The organism is Ensifer sp. 22521 (genome assembly GCF_052044795.1).
Classification (GTDB): domain Bacteria; phylum Pseudomonadota; class Alphaproteobacteria; order Rhizobiales; family Rhizobiaceae; genus Ensifer.
This window is the reverse complement of record NZ_JBQENM010000011.1, coordinates 269815-288764: the sequence shown is the minus strand read 5'-3', so window position 1 is coordinate 288764 and position 18950 is coordinate 269815. Positions and strand designations below refer to the sequence as shown.

18 protein-coding genes are annotated in these 18950 nt (G+C 62.5%); 9 read left to right on the top strand and 9 right to left on the bottom strand.

The window, feature by feature from the left end; all coding sequences use genetic code 11:
• Positions 1–8: 8 nt before the first annotated feature.
• From ACTJKE_RS19470 to ACTJKE_RS19445, 6 genes are all read right to left on the bottom strand, one after another.
• Complete coding sequence (locus ACTJKE_RS19470) at positions 9–737, bottom strand: FadR/GntR family transcriptional regulator (protein ID WP_058329936.1); 729 nt, start codon at positions 735–737, stop codon at positions 9–11.
• 18 nt (positions 738–755) lie between these two features.
• On the bottom strand, positions 756–1724 hold the full coding sequence (gene yjfF / locus ACTJKE_RS19465; RefSeq protein WP_057255431.1) for a galactofuranose ABC transporter, permease protein YjfF: 969 nt from the start codon (positions 1722–1724) through the stop codon (positions 756–758).
• Positions 1721–2746, bottom strand: coding sequence for an ABC transporter permease (locus ACTJKE_RS19460; RefSeq protein ID WP_057255430.1), 1026 nt, complete (start codon positions 2744–2746; stop codon positions 1721–1723). The genes yjfF and ACTJKE_RS19460 overlap by 4 nt, the downstream gene beginning before the upstream one ends.
• On the bottom strand, positions 2743–4257 hold the full coding sequence (gene ytfR / locus ACTJKE_RS19455) for a galactofuranose ABC transporter, ATP-binding protein YtfR (protein ID WP_440692123.1): 1515 nt from the start codon (positions 4255–4257) through the stop codon (positions 2743–2745). Before ytfR ends, ACTJKE_RS19460 begins: the two co-directional genes overlap by 4 nt.
• A gap of 134 nt (positions 4258–4391) precedes the next feature.
• A complete protein-coding gene (gene ytfQ / locus ACTJKE_RS19450; protein WP_057255557.1) occupies positions 4392–5354 on the bottom strand; it encodes a galactofuranose ABC transporter, galactofuranose-binding protein YtfQ in 963 nt (320 codons plus the stop codon).
• Positions 5355–5569: 215 nt separating this feature from the next.
• Positions 5570–6475 (bottom strand): EamA family transporter, encoded by a 906-nt coding sequence (locus ACTJKE_RS19445; RefSeq protein ID WP_058329938.1) that lies wholly within the window; start codon positions 6473–6475, stop codon positions 5570–5572.
• Here ACTJKE_RS19445 and ACTJKE_RS19440 point away from each other — a divergent pair.
• From ACTJKE_RS19440 to ACTJKE_RS19405, 8 genes are all read left to right on the top strand, one after another.
• Complete coding sequence (locus tag ACTJKE_RS19440) at positions 6363–6842, top strand: LysR family transcriptional regulator (RefSeq protein ID WP_440692121.1); 480 nt, start codon at positions 6363–6365, stop codon at positions 6840–6842. The genes ACTJKE_RS19445 and ACTJKE_RS19440 overlap by 113 nt on opposite strands.
• Positions 6839–7435, top strand: coding sequence for a LysR substrate-binding domain-containing protein (locus ACTJKE_RS19435; RefSeq protein ID WP_440692119.1), 597 nt, complete (start codon positions 6839–6841; stop codon positions 7433–7435). The genes ACTJKE_RS19440 and ACTJKE_RS19435 overlap by 4 nt, the downstream gene beginning before the upstream one ends.
• Positions 7436–7571: 136 nt before the next feature.
• Complete coding sequence (locus tag ACTJKE_RS19430) at positions 7572–8600, top strand: LacI family DNA-binding transcriptional regulator (protein WP_058324429.1); 1029 nt, start codon at positions 7572–7574, stop codon at positions 8598–8600.
• Between the two features lie 126 nt (positions 8601–8726).
• Positions 8727–9995, top strand: a complete 1269-nt coding sequence (locus tag ACTJKE_RS19425; protein ID WP_058329941.1) for an ABC transporter substrate-binding protein — start codon at positions 8727–8729, stop codon at positions 9993–9995.
• A gap of 182 nt (positions 9996–10177) precedes the next feature.
• Positions 10178–11077, top strand: coding sequence for a carbohydrate ABC transporter permease (locus ACTJKE_RS19420; protein ID WP_058330128.1), 900 nt, complete (start codon positions 10178–10180; stop codon positions 11075–11077).
• A complete protein-coding gene (locus tag ACTJKE_RS19415; RefSeq protein ID WP_058329942.1) occupies positions 11074–11895 on the top strand; it encodes a carbohydrate ABC transporter permease in 822 nt (273 codons plus the stop codon). Before ACTJKE_RS19420 ends, ACTJKE_RS19415 begins: the two co-directional genes overlap by 4 nt.
• Positions 11896–11903: 8 nt before the next feature.
• The gene (locus ACTJKE_RS19410) at positions 11904–14168 is read left to right on the top strand and encodes a glycoside hydrolase family 2 protein (protein WP_058330129.1); all 2265 of its coding nucleotides are present in this window, start codon (positions 11904–11906) and stop codon (positions 14166–14168) included.
• Positions 14165–15232 (top strand): ABC transporter ATP-binding protein, encoded by a 1068-nt coding sequence (locus ACTJKE_RS19405; RefSeq protein WP_058324432.1) that lies wholly within the window; start codon positions 14165–14167, stop codon positions 15230–15232. The genes ACTJKE_RS19410 and ACTJKE_RS19405 overlap by 4 nt, the downstream gene beginning before the upstream one ends.
• Before the next feature lie 119 nt (positions 15233–15351).
• Here the strand turns inward: ACTJKE_RS19405 and ACTJKE_RS19400 are convergent, their stop codons facing one another.
• The 3 genes from ACTJKE_RS19400 to ACTJKE_RS19390 all read right to left on the bottom strand — a co-directional run bounded on the left by ACTJKE_RS19400 (position 15352) and on the right by ACTJKE_RS19390 (position 18072).
• Positions 15352–16203 (bottom strand): alpha/beta fold hydrolase, encoded by an 852-nt coding sequence (locus tag ACTJKE_RS19400; RefSeq protein WP_113511950.1) that lies wholly within the window; start codon positions 16201–16203, stop codon positions 15352–15354.
• Between the two features lie 158 nt (positions 16204–16361).
• Complete coding sequence (locus tag ACTJKE_RS19395; protein WP_058329943.1) at positions 16362–17249, bottom strand: LysR family transcriptional regulator; 888 nt, start codon at positions 17247–17249, stop codon at positions 16362–16364.
• Positions 17250–17256: 7 nt separating this feature from the next.
• Positions 17257–18072: an SDR family NAD(P)-dependent oxidoreductase gene (locus ACTJKE_RS19390; RefSeq protein ID WP_058329944.1), complete on the bottom strand. Its 816-nt coding sequence runs from the start codon at positions 18070–18072 to the stop codon at positions 17257–17259.
• A 313-nt stretch (positions 18073–18385) separates the two neighbouring features.
• On the opposite strand from ACTJKE_RS19390, the gene ACTJKE_RS19385 reads away from it, so the two are divergent.
• On the top strand, positions 18386–18950 hold a 565-nt coding region (locus ACTJKE_RS19385; protein WP_440692134.1), incomplete at its 3' end, for a serine hydrolase domain-containing protein.

Sequence of the window (18950 nt, the reverse complement as noted above, 5' to 3'; positions counted from 1 at the left end):
CCTCCGGATCAGCCGCGCGCCCTCAAATGTGCGATCAACTGTTGCTGCCCCACGCCTATCACATGCTCCATCGCGCTTCGTGCACCTTCCTCGTTGCGAAGCCGGATTTCCTCGACGATGCGGATATGCGCTACTGCGACACGATCGATCTCGGCGCCATCGGCCGCCGCGTTGCTCAACCGGAAAACGCCCATCAGCGCCGCCTCGATCAGGCTGCCGACGGTCTGCATGAACGGATTGAGCGAAGCCTCGAGCAGGCGGAGGTGGAATTCGAGATCGGCGCGCGCCAGCGTTTGCGCGCTGTGCCCGGCATCGCCCATGGCGACCGCCAGCCGCATCATATGGGAGATATCGGCGTCCGTGGCGCGGCGCGCAGCCAGCCCAGCCGCATAGGGTTCCAGAGCGAGACGGACCTCGGTGACATGGCGCAGGAACTCCTCATCGACACCGGCCCGGAAATGCCAGGTAAGCACGTCGCCGTCGAAGAGGTTCCAGCTCGCCCGCGGCATCACGCGTGTGCCGATGCGGGCGCGCGCGACGACGAGCCCCTTGGCGGCGAGCGTCTTCATTGCTTCCCGCAGAACCGTGCGGGAGACGTTGAATCGTGCCGCAAGCTCCACGTCTCCGGGCAGGATGGCGCCGACGGCGAATTCCCCTGCGACAACCGCCTGGCCGAGCTCTTCGACGACGAGCCGGTGGCTCGTCCTTTTGCGCGGCGGCTGGAAGAATGGCCACATCGCACGGTCCTTGCCAGATCACGCCGGCTGTCGGCGATGACGCGAGACGTAGATGATGCCCTTCTGCAAGAGGATGAAAGCAAACAGCAGAAGGCCGATCAGGATCTTCGTCCACCAGCTCGACAGCGATCCGTCGAAAGTGATGTAGGTCTGGATCAGACCCTGGATGAGGATGCCCACCAGCGTGCCGGCGACGAACCCCGAACCGCCGGTCAGGAGCGTCCCGCCGATGACGACCGCAGTGATCGCGTCCAGTTCGACGCCGACGGCGGCCAGCGAGTAGCCGGCCGACGTGTAGAGCGAAAAGACGATGCCGGACAGCCCCGCCAACAGGCCCGAAAAGGCGTAGATGCGGATCGTCGTCGCCGCGACCGGAACGCCCATCAGCCGCGCGGTCGCCGTGCCACCGCCGAGCGCGTAGACGTTGGTGCCGAAACGGGTGCGATGCGCCAGCACGATGCCGATGGCGAAGACGAACAGCATCAACCCGCCGATCAGCGTGATGCGCCCGCCGCCAGGCAGCTTGAAGTAGAGGCTTTTCAGCGTCGCGTAGAATGGATGCTTGATCGGAATGGAATCGATCGACAGCACAAAGGCAACGCCGCGCGCGAGAAACATGCCCGCAAGCGTGACGATGAAGGCGGGCATCTCCAGATAGTGGATGATCGCCCCCATCGCCGCGCCGAACAGCGTCGCGATCGTTAGAACCATCGCGAAGGCGACGAGTGGGTGGATGCTCGTGTGTTCCAGCACGACGGCCAGGAAAACGCCGGTGAACGCGATGACCGAACCGATGGAGAGATCAATGCCGCCCGAGAGGATGACGAAGGTCATCCCGACGGCCGCGATGCCGAGGAAGGCATTGTCGGTCAAAAGGTTTCCAATCACCCGCGTGGAGAGGATGTTCGGATACTGCGCGACGCAAAGCGCATAGCCGAGAAGAAAGATCACGAGCGTCGCGATCAGCGGAAGATATTTCGGCTTCATTTTGCAGCTCGTTCGCTCGGTTTGCTCGCGCCACGCGCCGGCACCAAGAAGGAAAAGGCGGTGCGGAACCGCGGCGACTGAAGCACCAGGATGAAGACAATGATCGCGGCCTTGATGATCAGGTTGAACTCCGGCGGGAAGCCGGAAAGAAGAATGCCGGTGTTGATCGCCTGGATGATGATCGCACCGAGCACCGATGCGGCAATGCTGAAGCGGCCGCCGAGCAGGGATGTGCCGCCGACCACGACCGAGAGGATGGCGTCGAGCTCCAGCCAGAGCCCGGCGTTGTTGGCATCAGCGCCACGAATATCGGCGGCGGCAATGATGCCGGCGATGGCCGCACAAAGGCCGGAAAGAACATAGGCGGCGATCAGCAGCACGGGCGTTAGCACGCCGGACAGCGTACTCGCCTGACGATTGACGCCGATCGCTTCGATCAGCATGCCGAGCGCCGTCCGTCGGACGAGCATGGCGATCAGCACGCCGAAGACCAGCCAGATCACGACCGGCATCGGCAGGCCCGCGAAGGAACCGCTGCCGATGAAGGCGAGGCCGGGATCATTGAAGGTCAGGATCGCGCCCTCGGTGATGAGCTGGGCAATACCGCGCCCGGCGACCATCAGGACCAGTGTCGCAATGATCGGCTGGATGTCGAGCACCGCCACCAGCACCCCGTTCCACAGACCGCAAAGGATACCGACGGCAAGCGTGATCAGCAGGGTTGCGGCGACCGAATGTCCCGACGTGATACAAGCAGCCGCGGTAGCGCCGCAGATCGCCATGACCGCGCCGACCGAGAGGTCGATGCCCTTGGTGGCAATGACGACCGTCATGCCGATTGCCAGCAGCACCACAGGGGCGCCGCGATTAAGGATGTCGATGAGGCTGCCATAAAGCCGGTCGTTCTGGATTTCCAGGTTGAGGAAGCCGGGAAACACGAGCGAAACCGCCACGATGATGACGCCAAGCGCGATCAGTTGCGGTAGCAACCGGTTGAAGTAGAGCCTGATGGTCGCGATCACGACGTCCTTCTTTCATTGGTTGCGGCGATCGCTTCGACGATCTGGTGGGCGGTAATCCGGTTGCCGTCGAGTTCGGCGACATGGGCGCGATCCCGAAGCACGATGATCCGCGTGCTGTAGGCGACCAGTTCCTCGATCTCTGACGAGACGACGATCAGCGACAGCCCCTTCTCGCGCAGCGCCTCGATGAGCTTGACGATCTCCGCATGGGCGCCGACGTCGATACCGCGCGTCGGCTCGTCGAGAATCAGGAATTCGGGCTCGGTCGCGAGCCAGCGCGCCAGGATCGCCTTCTGCTGGTTGCCGCCGGACAAGAGCTTGATTGGCTTTTCGCGATCGGCCGTGCGGATATCGAGCGCGCGGATGTAGTGGTCCGCCAGCCGGTTCTGTTCCGCCCGGGCGATCGGCCGTGTCCAGCCACGGCGCGCCTGCAGGGCGAGCACGATGTTCTCGCGTACCGAGAGGTCGCCGATGATGCCTGATGTCTTGCGGTCCTCCGGGCAGAAGCCGAAGCGATGGCGGATGGCGGTACGCGGTGATGAGAGGTCGACCGCGCGGCCGTCGATCTCGGCCTCGCCGCTGTCGGCACGATGGGCCCCGAAGAGAAGCTCCGCCGTTTCCGTGCGACCGGAGCCGAGCAGGCCCGCCATGCCGACGACTTCACCAGCGCGGACATCGAGGTCGAAGGGACGGACGCGACCCTTGCGACCGTAATTGCGAAACCGGTAGCGCAACGGTCCTTCCTGGGCCTGCGCGCGCGGTGCGTGGATTTCCGCCGCCAGTTCACGGCCGATCATCATCGCGATCAGTTCGCGCCGATCAAGATTGGCAGTTTCACGGGTCCCGACGAGTTGCCCGTTCCTGAGCACCGTTATCCGGTCTGAAACCTCGTAGACCTGTTCAAGGAAGTGGGTGACGAAGATGATGCCGAGCCCACGCGCCTTGAGGCGCCGGACAATGCGAAACAGCATCGCCACCTCGTGCGCGTCGAGGCTTGCCGTCGGCTCGTCGAGAATCAACACCTTGCCTGAGAGATCGACCGCGCGGGCGATGGCGACGACCTGCTGGATCGCGACCGAATAGCTTGCAAGATCGCGGGTGACGTCGATGTCGAGTTCATAGTCGGCGAGCAGCTCCTGCGCACGACGGTTCATGGCGCTAACGTCGACCATGCCGAAGCGCCGGGGCTGGCGCCCGAGAAAGAGATTTTCGGCAACGGTCAGGTTCGCCAGCAGGTTGACCTCCTGGTAGACCGTGCCGATACCGAGCGTCTGGGCCTCGAACGTGTCGCGCGGATCGACCTCCGCGTCATCGAGCAGGATGGCGCCGCCGTCGCGGCGGTAGGCGCCGGTCAGGCATTTGATAAGAGTAGACTTGCCGGCGCCGTTTTCGCCAAGCAGCGCATGAACTTCTCCGCGCCGCAGGTGAAAATCGACCTTGTCGAGGGCCCTTGTGCCCGGGAAGGTCTTTTCGATCCGGATCGCCTGGAGAATGTGGTCATTGGTCTGCATCGGTACCGTCTCCGCGATGCTGGTATCTGTCGGACGAGAAGCACGGCGCCTGTCTGCGACAAGCAGCGCTCTTCAGCCGGAAACTTGGAAAAGAGCGTGGCCCGCGCGAGAAGCAGCGCGGGCCACGGCCGACATCAGTAGCCGAGGCCCTTCTTTTCCTCGTAGACCTTCAGCGGCTCGTCGGCCTGAGTGTAAAGTTTCGATTCCGTCTGGATCCACTTCGGCGGTGCCGTGCCATCCTTCTGGTACGCGGCAAGCGCATCGAAGGCGGGGCCGGCCATGTTCGGCGTCAGCTCGACCGTGGCATTGGCTTCACCGGCGGCCATCGCCTGGAAGATGTCCGGAACGGCATCGATCGAAACGACAAGTATATCCTTGCCCGGCTTCAGGCCGGCTTCCTTGATCGCCTGGATGGCGCCGACCGCCATGTCGTCGTTGTGGGCATAGAGCGCGCAGATGTTCTTGCCGCCGTCCTCCGCCTTGAGGAAGCTTTCCATGACTTCCTTGCCCTTGGTGCGGGTGAAGTCGCCGGTCTGGCTGCGGACGATTTTCAGGTTGTCGTGGCCGGAAAGCGCCTGCTCAAAGCCCTTCTTGCGGTCGATTGCCGGCGAGGAGCCGGTCGTGCCCTGAAGCTCGACGACGTTGCAGGGCTTGCCTGCCGTGGCGTCGACGAGCCACTTGCCGGCAACATTGCCTTCGTGCACGAGGTCGGAAGTTACCGCGGTCAGATAGAGATCCTTCGAGGCATCGACGGTGCGGTCGAGCAGGATGACCGGAATTTCCGCGTCCTTTGCTTCCTGCAGCACCTCGTCCCAGCCGGTAGCGACGACCGGGGCGACGAGGATGGCGTTCACGCCCTGCGCGATGAAGGAGCGGATCGCCTTGATCTGGTTTTCCTGTTTCTGCTGCGCATCAGCGAATTTGAGGTCGATGCCGCGCTGCTCTGCCTGCTGCTTGGTCAGCGTCGTCTCGGCGGCGCGCCAGCCGGACTCCGAGCCGATCTGCGAAAAGCCGACGACCAGATCGGCCGCGGAAGCACTGCCGAGCGTGCAGGCAGCAAGGATCGTTGCACTCGCAAGTGCCTTGGCGATTTTCATGATTTCCTCCCAAAGAAAGCTGCCTCCAAGCAGCCATCGAGAAAAAATCATATAATATTACTTTTGTAAACGGGCACTTTTCATCTAACGCGCAAGACGTCGATGAAATTCATCGGAGGTCGCAGAAGGCTGAACGCGGGCCGGCCGACCCCGACGCGGGAGCGTCGGAACGTTCAGAGGACTAGCGGGCGAAAACAGGCGCCTTCCGCTACGCGCTAGGCCCTCGCCAGCAATGTGCCGGCGGCGCTGGCGGTCATCACGAGAACCACGCCGAAGATCTGATTGAGGGAGAGCGCCTGCCCGAGAACGAGGAAGCCGGCGCCGGCGCCGATGGCCGGCTCAAGGCTCATCAGGATGCCGAAGGCCGACGGCTGCATGCGACGGAGCGCCATGAACTCGAGCGCGTAGGGGAGCAACGGCACCAGAATGGCGAGCCCAGCCGTCATCAGCAGCATGTCGAAGGAGAAACCGGATTGAACCTGATGCAGCCCGAACGGCATCGCGAAGACTGCTGCAAACAGCAGCGAAACAGCAAGTCCCTCCAATCCCCTGAAGCGTTGGCCGGCATTTTTCATCAACACGATGTAACCGCCCCAGCCGATCGCCGCGCCGAAGGCGAAAAGCAGCCCGCGCGTATCCGCCACCCAGGCGGTACCGTCCCAGGAGAGGCAGAGTACGCCGGCGGCGGCGATAACGGGGCAAAGCAGGCGCCAGCCACGGCCGCCGAAAATCGCAGCGACCGTCAACGGACCGAGAAACTCGATCGCCACCGCAAGCCCGAGCGGGATGCGCGCGATGGCTGCAAAGAAACAGAGCGTCATCACGGCCATCGTGGCGCCGAGCGAGAGCGCCGAAAGCCACTGCGCCCGGGTGTAGCTGAGGAAGGGTGGGCGGACGAGGAGCAGCAGGAATGCCGCCGCCCAGGAGAGCCGCAGCCAGGTCGCGCCAAAAGCCCCGACGCTTTCCATCGCCGGCTTGGAGAGTGCAGCGCCGAACTGCACACTCGACATGGAGAGCAAACAAAAAACGATCGCGACAGAGACACGCCCTGTGGAATCGTCCGTCGTACCCTGCCCGCTCCACCCGCTATCCGCCGTCGTCTCCGTTTCCGCCATGTCCATTCTCCCGTTGCGCTTGAAAAGACATAGCAATCCCGGCACAATAATGAACGCTAATAGTTGTGATGTCGCCATAAGGGATCGTTATATGCATGATCTGGACATCGTCCTGCTGCGCGCCTTCGTCGTGATCGCCGAATGCGGCAGCGTCAGCGGTGCTGCCCAGCGGCTGGCCCGGACTCAAGCCGCCGTCAGCATGCAGTTGCGCCGGCTGGAGGACGATCTCGGCGCCAGGCTTTTGAACCGCAGCACCAGAGGCATGGACCTGACCGAAGCCGGGCATGTGCTGTTTCCCTATGCCCAGAAGATGCTGGGGCTGAGCGAAGGAGCCNCGGGCAGGCGCTCCAGGGCCCGATCCGCTTCGGCATGATCGAGGACATCGCCGTCGGCTCGCTGCCAAGGGCACTGCAGCGCTTCGCCGAATGTCATCCGAACGTGGCGCTCGAACTGACGGTCACCGAAAGCACCGTGTTGTCGGAGAAGCTGTCGCAGGGTCAGCTCGATGTCGCGATCGGCGATCCGGCCCTGATCCGTGGTGAGCCGATCCTCACCTGGCGGCTGCCGCTGCGCTGGGTCGCGGCGCGCGGCTTTGTGCTCCCGGAGGAAGGGCCTTTGCCGCTCGTCACCTTCGACGGGGTCTGCACCTGGCGCCACAAGATGATTGAAGCGCTAAAGGGCGGGGGTCGGCCTTGGCGCACGGTGCTGACGAGCGCCAGCCTCTCCTCGATCCAGTCGATGATCGAGGCGGGGCTCGGCATCGCCGTTCTGCTGGATCTCAATATCCGCGCCAACACGATGCGGGTCCTCGGGACCGAAGAGGGCCTGCCGCCCGCCCCGGTGATCGAACTCGGGCTTTTCGCGGCCGATCACCAGGGCCTGTCATCCCGCCCGGTCTCAGCACTGTGGGCGTTCCTTTCCGAAGAGCTTCAGGCGCAGGCACTGGCAACCGGCCGCGCTGCGTGATCTCAAGCGCGGTTGCGTCACGCTCGACGAACGAAATACAACGCCCAGAGATTGAAAAAACCCGAGCAAAATTTTACTAAATAAAGATTGCGCCGCGCCCGAAGCCTGGGTTGCGGCGGCGGGCAGGACGTTGGACATGGTAACAATCAAGGAAATCGCTTCGGCTGTCGGGGTCTCTTCGGCGACCGTCTCACGGGTGCTGAATTACGATCCAACGCTTTCGATCTCCACCAAGAAGCGGCAGGCGATCATCGAAACGGCCGAGGCGCTGAACTATGCGACGCCCCGCAACCGCGGGCGCGGCGCGGGACCGATGCAGGGCCTGAAATTCGCGCTGGTGCATTTCCTCCAGCCCGCCCAGGAACTGATCGATCCTTATTATGTCGGCGTCAGGCTCGGCATCGAAAACCGCTGCCAGGCGCTGAAGATCGAGGTGGTCAAGGTCTTCCACAACGGCAACCTGCCGGAGGCGGCGATCCTGCAGGGCGCCAACGGCGTCGTTGCCGTCGGCCACCATTACGGCGAAGAGGTTCACTGGCTGCGGCGGCACAGCCGCCACCTGGTCTTTGCCGATTTCGCCCCCGACGACGATGTCGACGACAGCGTGATGAGCGACGTGTCCGTGGCCATGAACCGCCTGCTTCAAGGCATATACGGCATGGGTTACCGCCGAATCGGCTTTCTCGGCTGGATCGACGCCTTCCGCGACAAGGACGACATCCATTCGGAGCGCCGCTGCCGCGCGTTCATCCACTGGATGACGAAGGCCGGCCTCTACGATCCGGAACTCTGTATGGTCGAGAAGCTGACGCCGGACAGCGGCTATACGCTCGCCAAGGCGATGCTGTCGAAACCCAACCCGCCCAAGATCCTGGTCACCTGCAACGACAACATGGCGATCGGCGCCTACCGGGCCATTCACGAGATGGGCCTTCGAATCCCTGACGATGTCGCCGTGGCAAGCTTCAACGACATCCCGGTCGCGCAGTTTCTCGGCCCGCCGCTTTCGACGGTCAAGATCCCGGCCGAAATGATCGGCGAGACGGCCGTCGACCTATTGATCGAGCGCCTGACCGGACGCGACGTCGCCAAAAAGGTGATCCTCGGAACAGAGATGGTCTGGCGCGGCAGCACGGCCACGACGGGCTCCGTTGCTGGCCCGTAATACAGCCGGTAAAAAACACGGTGGTAAAAATTTACTGAAATATTGCCTTCTTCAGAATTTTGCGAAATACTCCGCGCCGAGACCAGGAGGAACGTCTCGGGGAACGAAATTCGAGGGAGGAAAACAATGGACATGCGTATCTATCTGCCGCGCTTTAGCGCCATCGCGCTCGCCGGCGCCAGCCTCTTGGCGGTGACTGCGGCGCAAGCCAAGGAAATCACCGTCTGGTGCTGGGATCCGAACTTCAACGTCGCGATCATGAAGGAGGCCGGCGCGCGCTATACCAAGACGCATCCGGACGTCACCTTCAACATCGTCGATTTCGCCAAGGCCGACGTCGAGCAGAAGCTGCAGACCGGCCTTTCGTCCGGCACGGCGGATGCCCTGCCCGATATCGTGCTGATCGAGGATTATGGCGCACAGAAGTATCTGCAGTCCTTCCCCGGCGCCTTTGCGCCGCTGTCCGGCACTGTCGATTACTCCGGCTTTGCTCCCTATAAGGTCGAGCTGATGACGCTGGATGGCCAGGTCTACGGCATGCCCTTCGATTCCGGCGTCACCGGCCTCTATTATCGCAAGGACTATCTGGAGCAGGCAGGCTTCAAGCCGGAGGACATGCAGGGCATCACCTGGGACCGTTTCATCGAGATCGGCCAGCAGGTCGAAGCCAAGACCGGCAAGAAGATGATGGGTCTCGACCCGACCGACGCCGGCCTCGTGCGCATCATCATGCAATCGGCCGGGCAATGGTACTTCGACAAGGAAGGCAAGGCGAACATCACCGGCAACGCCGCGCTGAAGGGAGCGTTGGAGACGGTCGGCAAGATCATGTCTTCCAACATCTACAAACCCGCCGCCGGCTGGGCCGATTGGGTCGGAACCTTCACGTCCGGTGACGTCGCCACCGTCATCACCGGCGTCTGGATCACCGGTACCGTCAAGGCGCAGCCGGACCAAGCGGGCAAGTGGGGCGTAGCACCGATCCCGGCCCTTTCGATCGACGGCGCGACGCACGCCTCGAACCTCGGCGGATCGAGCTGGTACGTGCTCGAAAGTTCGGCCGAGAAAGCCGAGGCGGTCGACTTCCTGAACGCGGTCTACGCCAAGGACGTCGATTTCTACCAGACGATCCTGCAAGACCGCGGCGCCGTCGGTTCGCTGCTCGCCGCCCGCGGCGGAGCCGCCTATGGCGAGGCCGATGCCTTCTTCGGCGGTGAAAAGGTCTGGCAGAACTTCTCCGACTGGCTCGCGAAGGTTCCCTCGGTCAACTACGGCGTCTTCACCAACGAGGCGGACACCGCCGTCACCGCGCAATTGCCGGCGCTGCAGCAGGGAACACCGGTCGACGATGTGCTGAAGGCGATCGACGCCGAGGTCAGCGCACAGGTCCAGTAATCGCTACGGCGATTGTCTGCACCACAACTGCATAATTCCTCAAGTCGAAGTCGATTTGAGGGAAAAATTATGCAGCAATTCAAAGTGTTACAGCGTTCTTGGCGCGTCTTGAAGACGCGCGGCGCTGTAGGCCGCGGCGATTGCGCCGCGGCCAACGGCTCCTGCTATCCATGGGGATGATGATGGCTCTCGCGCGTCGCGGCGGCATCGGCCGATATTACAACGTCAATGGCTGGCTCTTCGTCGCGCCGGCGCTCGGGCTGATCGCCCTTTTCATGATCTATCCGATCGTCTGGTCGCTCTGGATGTCGTTCCAGTCCGGCCGCGGCATGATGCTGAAATTCGCCGGCTTCGCCAACATCGTCCGTCTCTGGAACGACCCGGTCTTCATCAAGGCGCTCACCAACACGCTGACCTATTTCGTCGTGCAGGTGCCGATCATGATCTTGCTGGCGCTAATCCTGGCGTCATTGCTCAACAATCCGAGGCTCGTCGGGCGAGGGTTCTTCCGCACCGCCATCTTCCTGCCCTGCGTCACCTCGCTCGTCGCCTATTCGGTGCTGTTCAAGGGCATGTTCGCGCTCGATGGCGTCGTCAACTCGACGCTTGAGGCGATCGGCATCATCGCCTCGCCGATCCCGTGGCTGACCCATCCCTTCTGGGCGAAGGTGCTCGTCATCCTCGCCATCACCTGGCGCTGGACCGGCTACAACATGATCTTCTATCTCGCGGCGATGCAGAACATCGACAAGTCGATCTATGAGGTCGCGCGGATCGACGGGGTGCCTGCCTGGGCGCGTTTCACCCACATCACTATCCCGCTGTTGAAGCCCGTCATCCTGTTCACCACGATCATCTCGACGATCGGCACGATCCAGCTCTTCGACGAGGTCTATAACCTCACCGAAGGCAAAGGCGGACCGTCCAACGCCACGCTGACCCTGTCGCTCTATATCTACAACCTGACCTTCCGCTTCATGCCGAATTTCGGCTACGCGGCGACGGTCTCCTATGTGATCGTGGTGCTCGTCGCCCTGCTCGCCTGCCTGCAATTCTTCGCGGCACGGGAGCGCGACCGATGAACAATGGAACCACACGCATCGTCGGCACCATCGTCACCTACGGCTTCGTCGGGCTGATGGCCTTTCTCTCGATCTTTCCCTTCGTCTGGATGCTGCTCGGCGCCACCAATTCGTCGATCGACATCATCAAGGGCAGGATGATGCCGGGCAGCGCGCTTGCCACCAACATCGCCACTTTCTTCACCCAGGTGAATGCACCGCTGGTCTTCTGGAATTCGGCCAAGATCGCCATTCTGGCGACAGCGTTGACGCTCGCCGTCTCGTCGCTTGCCGGCTATGGCTTCGAGATGTTCCGCTCGCGCAGCCGCGACCGCATCTACAGCGCGTTATTGTTGACGATGATGATCCCGTTTGCGGCGCTGATGATCCCGCTCTTCATCATGATGGGCAAGGCGGGGCTGATCAACACCCACCTCGCGGTCGTCTTGCCGTCGATCGGCTCGGCCTTCATCGTCTTTTACTTCCGCCAGTGCACCAAGGCGTTCCCTTCGGAGCTGCGCGATGCAGCCAAGGTCGACGGGCTGAAGGAATGGCAGATCTTTCTCTACATCTACGTGCCGGTGATGCGCTCGACCTATGCGGCCGCCTTCATCATCGTCTTCATGACGGCCTGGAACAACTATCTCTGGCCGCTAATCGTGCTGCAGTCGAACGAGACGAAGACAATCACACTCGTCGTCTCCTCGCTCGCCTCCGCCTACTACCCCGATTACGGCGTCGTCATGGTCGGCACCATCCTCGCAACGCTTCCCACCCTCGCGGTCTTCTTCTTCATGCAACGCCAATTCGTCCAGGGAATGCTGGGCTCAGTCAAATAGGAATGATGATGCGTTCTGTTACCTCTTTCAACGATTCCTGGGTCTTCTCCGAAGGCTTCGCCGCCACTGAAGCCGGCCGCCTGCAGGCGGGCAGGCCCGTGAGCCTGCCGCACAATGCGGTGGAACTGCCGTTCAATTACTTCGACGAGGCCTCCTATCAGCGCGCTTTCACCTATCAAAAGCCGCTCGCCTGGCGTCGGGAGTTCCATGGCCGCGAGGTCTCGCTCGTCTTCGACGCTGCGATGGCCGATGCCGTCGTCTATCTCAACGGCGAAGAGATCGTTGCCCACAAGGACGGCTATACGCCCTTCGAAGCGCGCCTGACCGACAGGCTGCGGGAGGGCGATAACCTGATCACTGTCAAGATCGACGGCAGCGAGAACCCGGAGATCCCGCCCTTCGGCGGCCGCATCGATTATCTGACCTATGCCGGCATCTATCGCGACGTCTGGCTGAAGGTCACCGACGCGGTTTCGGTCGCCAACATCAAGATCGAGACCCGCGATGTCCTCAGCGACGCCAAGTCCGTCTCTGTCCGTTGCGATCTCGCCAATCCGCAAAGCTTGACGCTCACCGGAACTGTCACGGCACTGCTCAAGGACAAGGACGGCAAGGTGCTGGCGGAAGCCATCGGCGAGACCCGCGGCGAGAGCGTCACACTTGACATCACCGGCCTCAAGGGACTTTCGCTCTGGGATATCGACAGTCCCGTCCTCTACGAGGCGGAGGTGCAACTGCGCAGCGATCGCGGCAGCGACCGGCTCTCGTCGCGCTTCGGTTTCCGCACCGCGGAATTCACCACGGAAGGTTTCAAGCTCAACGGCCGGCCGCTGAAGATCCGTGGTCTCAACCGCCACCAGGCCTTCCCCTATGTCGGCTATGCCATGGGCCGGACGGCCCAGGAGCGCGACGCCGAGATCCTGAAGAACACGCTACATTGCAACCTTGTCCGCACCTCGCACTATCCGCAATCCAAATGGTTTCTCGACCATTGCGACCGCATCGGCCTGCTCGTCTTCGAGGAAATCCCCGGCTGGCAGCATATCGGCGGTGAGGCCTGGAAGCAGGAGGCGATCCAAAACGTCCGCCGCATGATCGAGCGCGACTGGAACCACCCGTCGATCATCATCTGGGGCGTGCGCATCAACGAGTCGCAGGATTCCCACGATTTCTACGTCGAGACCAACCGGCTGGCGCGTGAACTCGACCTGACGCGGCAAACCGGCGGCGTGCGCTACATCACCGACAGCGAGTTCCTCGAAGACGTCTACACGATGAACGACTTCATCCTCGGCAACGAGGAACTGCCGGGGGCAAACCGCCCGCGCACGGCGCTGCGCCCACAGCAGGAGTGCACCGGGCTCAATCGCAAGGTGCCCTACCTCATCACCGAATTCGGCGGCCACATGTACCCGACGAAGATTTACGATCAGGAGCAGCGACAGGCCGAGCATGTGCGCCGGCACCTGGAGGTGCTGAACGCCGCGCATGGTGACCCCAGCATCTCCGGCGCCATCGGCTGGTGCATGTTCGACTACAACACCCACAAGGATTTCGGCTCCGGCGACCGGATCTGCTATCACGGCGTCATGGACATGTTCCGCCAGCCGAAGTTTGCAGCCTATGTCTACGCCAGCCAATGCGAGCCGTCGGAGGAAGTGGTGATGAAGCCGGTCACTTTCTGGGCGCGCGGTGAGCGCAATATCGGCGGCGTGCTGCCTTTGATCGTGCTCACCAATTGCGACGAGGTCGAGCTGAAATACGGCTCGCTGGTGAAGCGCGTTGGTCCGGACCGCGAAAATTTCCCGCATCTGCCGCATCCGCCTGTGGTCATCGACCACCGCCACTTCACCAAGGACGAACTCGGCGTCTGGGGCATGAAGTGGGAAGACGCCGCGTTCACCGGCTTCATCGACGGCAAGGCCGTTGCCAGCCTCCGCATGGTCGCCGATCCGGTACCGACAACGCTCGAGGTCGTGGCAGACAACACCACACTGCGGACCGAAGGGCGTGACAGTGTTCGCGTGATCGTGCGCGCGCTCGACCAGGCTGGCAACGTCCTGCCGTTCCTCAACGATGCGGTCGACGTCACCGTCACCGGCCCTGCCCGATTGCTTGGGCCTGAGCGCCTGGTCTTCCAGGGTGGTTCGACGGGCTTCTGGCTGGAGACGACGGGGGCTACTGGCGGCATCGCCGTCGCGGTAACCTCGACACGGCTTGGATCCGTAAGACTGGAACTTTCGGCAGTGGCAAGCGAGGCAGCGGCTGCATGAGCGAACTCCAACTCAGCGACGTTAGAAAGTCCTACGGCAACTTCGAGGTCATCAAGGGGGTCGACCTCGACATCAAGACCGGCGAGTTCGTCGTCTTCGTCGGTCCGTCCGGCTGCGGCAAGTCGACCCTGCTTCGGATGATCGCCGGTCTCGAAGAGATCACATCCGGTGATCTCACGATCGACGGCGAGCGGATGAACGATGTCGATCCGTCAAAGCGCGGCATCGCGATGGTGTTCCAGTCCTATGCGCTCTACCCGCATATGACTGTGCGGGAAAACATGGGCTTCGCGCTGCGTTTTGCCGGCGTGCCGAAGGCCGAGATCGAACAACGGGTCGGTGAGGCTGCGAACATCCTGGAGCTGGGTCCGCTGCTCGATCGCAAGCCGAAACAGCTTTCCGGCGGCCAGCGCCAGCGGGTGGCGATTGGTCGGGCAATCGTGCGGCACCCGAAGATTTTCCTCTTCGACGAGCCGCTCTCCAATCTCGATGCCGAACTGCGCGTCCACATGCGCATCGAGATCGCCAGGCTGCACAAGAAGCTCGCGACCACGATCATCTACGTCACCCATGACCAGGTCGAGGCAATGACACTTGCCGACAAGATCGTCGTCATGCGCGGCGGCGTGGTCGAACAGGTCGGCTCGCCGCTCGACCTTTACGACGATCCCGCCAATCTCTTCGTCGCCGGCTTCATCGGCTCACCGAAAATGAACTTCTTGAAGGGGATCGTCGACGCTGGCGGAACGCAGGTACGTCTGCCCGACTTCGGCAACGCGACTATTCCAGTGGCCATCAAGGAGGCTACGCCTGGGAGCTCCGTGACCATAGGCATCCGGCCCGAACATTTCGGCGACAGCGGCTCGGCAAGCCTCGATCTGACGATCGACATGCTGGAACACCTCGGCGGCGAGACCTTCGCCTATGCCCGCCATGGCGACGGCGAATTGATCATCATCGAAACGAAGAACGGCCGCGGTCTCAAATCCGGCGACAGCATCGCCGCCCGCTTCGATCCGGCCGCCGTTTTGGTGTTCGACGCAGACGGAAGGCGTCTGCGTTAGAGCAATTCCAGGAAAAGTGCGAAACGGTTTTCCGTCCGGATGAAACAATGAAGTGATCTAGGCGGCCACGAGTGTTGTTGCGCTGGCGCCATCCCTCTGGAGATGGCGCCGGTCGAATCCTACTGGAACATGCCCTTCGGCGTCTCACCCTTCAGGAAGGGTTCGATGAAAGCGTAGAGCAGGTCCGTCTGGTTGATGACTGCGGTGTGCGACGTTGCCGGCAGGATGGCGAGGCGCGAGGCAGCCAGAGGCTTGCCCATGTCGCCCATCGCGCCGCCGCCGAGCAGGCGGAACAATGCCAGCGTGTGCTCCAACGTCGCCACATCGGCATCGCCGGCGATGACAAGAACCGGCGCCTTCAGCGCCTTGACGTCCGCCTCCCAGGCCATCGGTTCTTTTTCGAGCTGGATAAGCTTCTTGACCAAATCTGGAAAGCCATCCGGATTGGCGGCGAGCTTGCGGTAGTCTTCGGCAAAGGGCATGCCGACGAACATCTCGACGGTCATCTGCGGGATGAATGCTTTGAATTCCGGCTGCCAGCCCTCGGCATCGTAGCCGACGGACGCGGCCGCAAGCTTGTTCACCTTCTCCGGATGACGGATCGCCAGCTGCAGGCCGGCAGCCGCACCCATCGAGTAGCCGAAGACATCGGCCTTCTTGAGATCGACGGCATCCATGAAGGCGGCGACGTCGTCCGCGAGGTTCGGATAGGTGATCGGGCGATCGATATCGGTGGTGCGACCATGACCCTGGAGCTCGATCGCATAGACCTTGTGGGTCTCGGCCAGCTTCGGAATGATCGCGCCCATCGACGGAATGTTCATATAGGCGCCGTGCAGCACGACCAGCGGCTCTCCCTCGCCCGAGACCTCGTAATACATCTTCATGCCGTTGACTTCGACGGTCTCAGCCTCGGCAAATGCGGTGCCGGACATCAGCAGAACGCCAGCGATCAAAGCGGTACGCAACATTCTCAATCTCCTTGTTGTCAGTGCGGCTGGGCACCGCTGTCGAGATTAAGACGTGCGGCGGTTTCCCGGCCCGACATCGACGGCGAAGAAATTTTCGCGTTTTCGTTGCGGCGCGCCGAAGGCACTTCGCGCCGCGGTCGCCCGGCGTTGCGCACGGTTCAGCTGTGTGGGTTGAGTTTCGACCGCAGCGCGGCGAACTCTAGGACGGCGAAGTCTATGAGTTTTCGCACACGCGGCAGATCACGTATCTCCGGGTGAACACCGAGCTTCAGCGGCAGGATCGGTGCAGCAATGCCGAGGTCCACGGGTACAAGGCCGTCCCGACCGACCGCCAGGAAATGCGGAAGCGTCGCGAGCGCCGCGCCGGTTTCGACCGCACTCAGTTGCGAGCGGATCGAGTTCGCGCGCAAGATTACCCTCGCATCCGGCAAACGATCTTTCAGCCAGGTCGAGAGCGACACCCGCACCGGCACCTCGGCCAGTTCGACGATGGCGTGACCGTGCCCCGTCGCGTTCGGATGGCCTAAACGATCGAGGTAGGCCTGCGTTGCAAACAGGCCGTAGCGGATATCGGAAACCTTGCGCTCGACGGTATCGCTCTGGTCGAAGCCGCCGAAACGGAAGGCGATATCGGCATCCCGCCGGGACAGGTTGAAGCGCCGAGCGTCGTTCAACAGATGAATGGCGACGCCGGGATGGGCAGCGGCAAATCTCGTGAGCATCGGAGCGAGCAGATAATCTCCGAGCCAGTCGAGGCTGGTCACGGTGATGGTGCCCGCCAGCGCGTCGTCCTGTGCCGCCAGGCGTCGCTCGACCGCCAGCGCATTCGCCTCCATCTGCTCAAGCGCCGACAGAATGGACAGGCACGCCGCCGTCGGCACAAGGCCGCCTGGCTGTCGTTCGAACAACTTTTGCTGTGCCTTTTGCTCGAACACATCGAGGCGGCGGCTGAGTGTCGGCTGGGTCGTGCCCAGAGCCCGCGCCGCCGCGCTCAGCGAGCCGTGGCATGCCAGCAGCTGAACAAGATGGAGTTCTTCCCAGTCCACAGGCACCTCAGGGTTCAGCTGGCCGAGGCGGTTCGCCTCGGCGGTAATTCATAGGCACTTTCGTGCCCGCCGTCATGCCCCCATCGATCGGCAGAACCACGCCGGTAATGTAGCTCGCCTCATCGGAACAGAGCCAGAGGACGCTTGCGGCCACCTCCTCGACGCTACCAAGCCGACGCATCGGCGTCGAAAGTGCTGCGTGCCGCTGGATTTCCGCGCCTGCAGCTTCGAGATGGTGGGTGAGGATCGGCCCGGGCGCGACGACATTGATCCGGATTCCCTGGTCGGCGTAATCGAGCGCCGCGGCCTTGGTCAGCCCGATGATCCCTGCCTTTGCACTCACATAGGCGGAAAGCCCGGAGGTGCCGTTGATGCCGGCGACGGAGGCCATGTTGACGATCGCACCGCCGCCGCCACGCGCCATCGCTTCGATCTGATAACGCATGCCGAGAAAGGTGCCACGAACATTGGTGCGAATGCCACGATCGAAACCTTCGATATCGAGATTGGCAAGCGGCGCCGGCATGGTTCCATCCGTCGCATTATTGAAGGCGGCGTCGAGCCGGCCATAGTGTTGCACCACGCTTGCAAGCGCCTGCTTCATGGCAATCTCGTCGCCGACATCCGTGGCGATCGCCAGTGCGTCCCCGCCCGCCTCGCGGATGGAAATCGCCAACGCCTCGACCGCCGTCTGCGAACGGGAAAGAAGGACAACGGATGCGCCGGCCTGCGCAAAGGCGCGGGCAGTGGCCGCGCCGATACCCTTGCTGGCGCCTGCGACCAAAGCAACCTTTCCTGCGAATCCAAGATCGTTTGTGTTCATCAACCCGACTCCATCTGATGCTGTCGCACCGTTTCTAGCGCCGGACGACGACTGCTACTTCGTGCAGGCGCGTATGCCTCCCATACGTGGACAGACAATCGACTTTCGGTGCGAATGGGATTGCCTTTGTCCGGGAGCCCGTCTTTCGCCCTGAAGCGCCGATCGGGCCGCAGTTTGGAGACGCAGAGGCAATCATGGATACAACCGCGGCACGGCAAGGAAGATCGGAGCGGCGGAAGCGGCTGAAGGCCGAACTCGACCGGGTGATTGCTGAGGCTCTGGATGAACAGCGTATCGTCGGAAGGTCGTCGAGATCCTCGTCGACGGTGAGCCCGCCTACAAACGGGCCGCCGGGCTCGCGGACCGCGAAGCCGACCGGCCAATGACCGAGGACAGCATCTTCTTGCTCTCCTCGGTCGCAAAGCCGATCATCACGGTCGCCGCTCTCAATCTGGTGCAAAGCGGCACCATCGGTCTCGACGATACCGTGTCAGAATGGCTGCCCGCGTTCAGGCCGCGGCTACCGGACGGCACCGAGCCTCGGATCACCGTCCGCCAACTCCTGACGCACAGCGCCGGCTTGAGCTACGTGTTCATGGAGCAAGGCGACGGCCCCTACCATCGGCACGCCATCAGCAGCGGCCTCGATGACACCGACGATGATTTCCCCGCCCTCATCGCCAAGCTCACCGACATCCCGCTGTCCTATCCGCCCGGACACGGCTGGGGCTATTCGATGAGCCTCGACGTGCTCAGCGCGGTTATCGAGCAGGCGTCGGGATCAACGCTGCCGGAGGCGATCGCTGCACTCGTGACCGGCCCGATGGCGATGAACGACACCGCCTTCTCCGTGGCCGATCCACGCAGGCTCGTGGCCC

Coding starts and splice junctions, on each gene's coding strand:
- ACTJKE_RS19470 (WP_058329936.1), bottom strand. CDS start 737: ATGTGGCCATTCTTCCAGCCGCCGCGCAAAAGGACGAGCCACCGGCTC.
- yjfF (WP_057255431.1), bottom strand. CDS start 1,724: ATGAAGCCGAAATATCTTCCGCTGATCGCGACGCTCGTGATCTTTCTT.
- ytfR (WP_440692123.1), bottom strand. CDS start 4,257: ATGCAGACCAATGACCACATTCTCCAGGCGATCCGGATCGAAAAGACC.
- ytfQ (WP_057255557.1), bottom strand. CDS start 5,354: ATGAAAATCGCCAAGGCACTTGCGAGTGCAACGATCCTTGCTGCCTGC.
- ACTJKE_RS19445 (WP_058329938.1), bottom strand. CDS start 6,475: ATGGACATGGCGGAAACGGAGACGACGGCGGATAGCGGGTGGAGCGGG.
- ACTJKE_RS19435 (WP_440692119.1), top strand. CDS start 6,839: ATGATCGAGGACATCGCCGTCGGCTCGCTGCCAAGGGCACTGCAGCGC.
- ACTJKE_RS19430 (WP_058324429.1), top strand. CDS start 7,572: ATGGTAACAATCAAGGAAATCGCTTCGGCTGTCGGGGTCTCTTCGGCG.
- ACTJKE_RS19425 (WP_058329941.1), top strand. CDS start 8,727: ATGGACATGCGTATCTATCTGCCGCGCTTTAGCGCCATCGCGCTCGCC.
- ACTJKE_RS19420 (WP_058330128.1), top strand. CDS start 10,178: ATGGCTCTCGCGCGTCGCGGCGGCATCGGCCGATATTACAACGTCAAT.
- ACTJKE_RS19415 (WP_058329942.1), top strand. CDS start 11,074: ATGAACAATGGAACCACACGCATCGTCGGCACCATCGTCACCTACGGC.
- ACTJKE_RS19410 (WP_058330129.1), top strand. CDS start 11,904: ATGCGTTCTGTTACCTCTTTCAACGATTCCTGGGTCTTCTCCGAAGGC.
- ACTJKE_RS19405 (WP_058324432.1), top strand. CDS start 14,165: ATGAGCGAACTCCAACTCAGCGACGTTAGAAAGTCCTACGGCAACTTC.
- ACTJKE_RS19400 (WP_113511950.1), bottom strand. CDS start 16,203: ATGTTGCGTACCGCTTTGATCGCTGGCGTTCTGCTGATGTCCGGCACC.
- ACTJKE_RS19390 (WP_058329944.1), bottom strand. CDS start 18,072: ATGAACACAAACGATCTTGGATTCGCAGGAAAGGTTGCTTTGGTCGCA.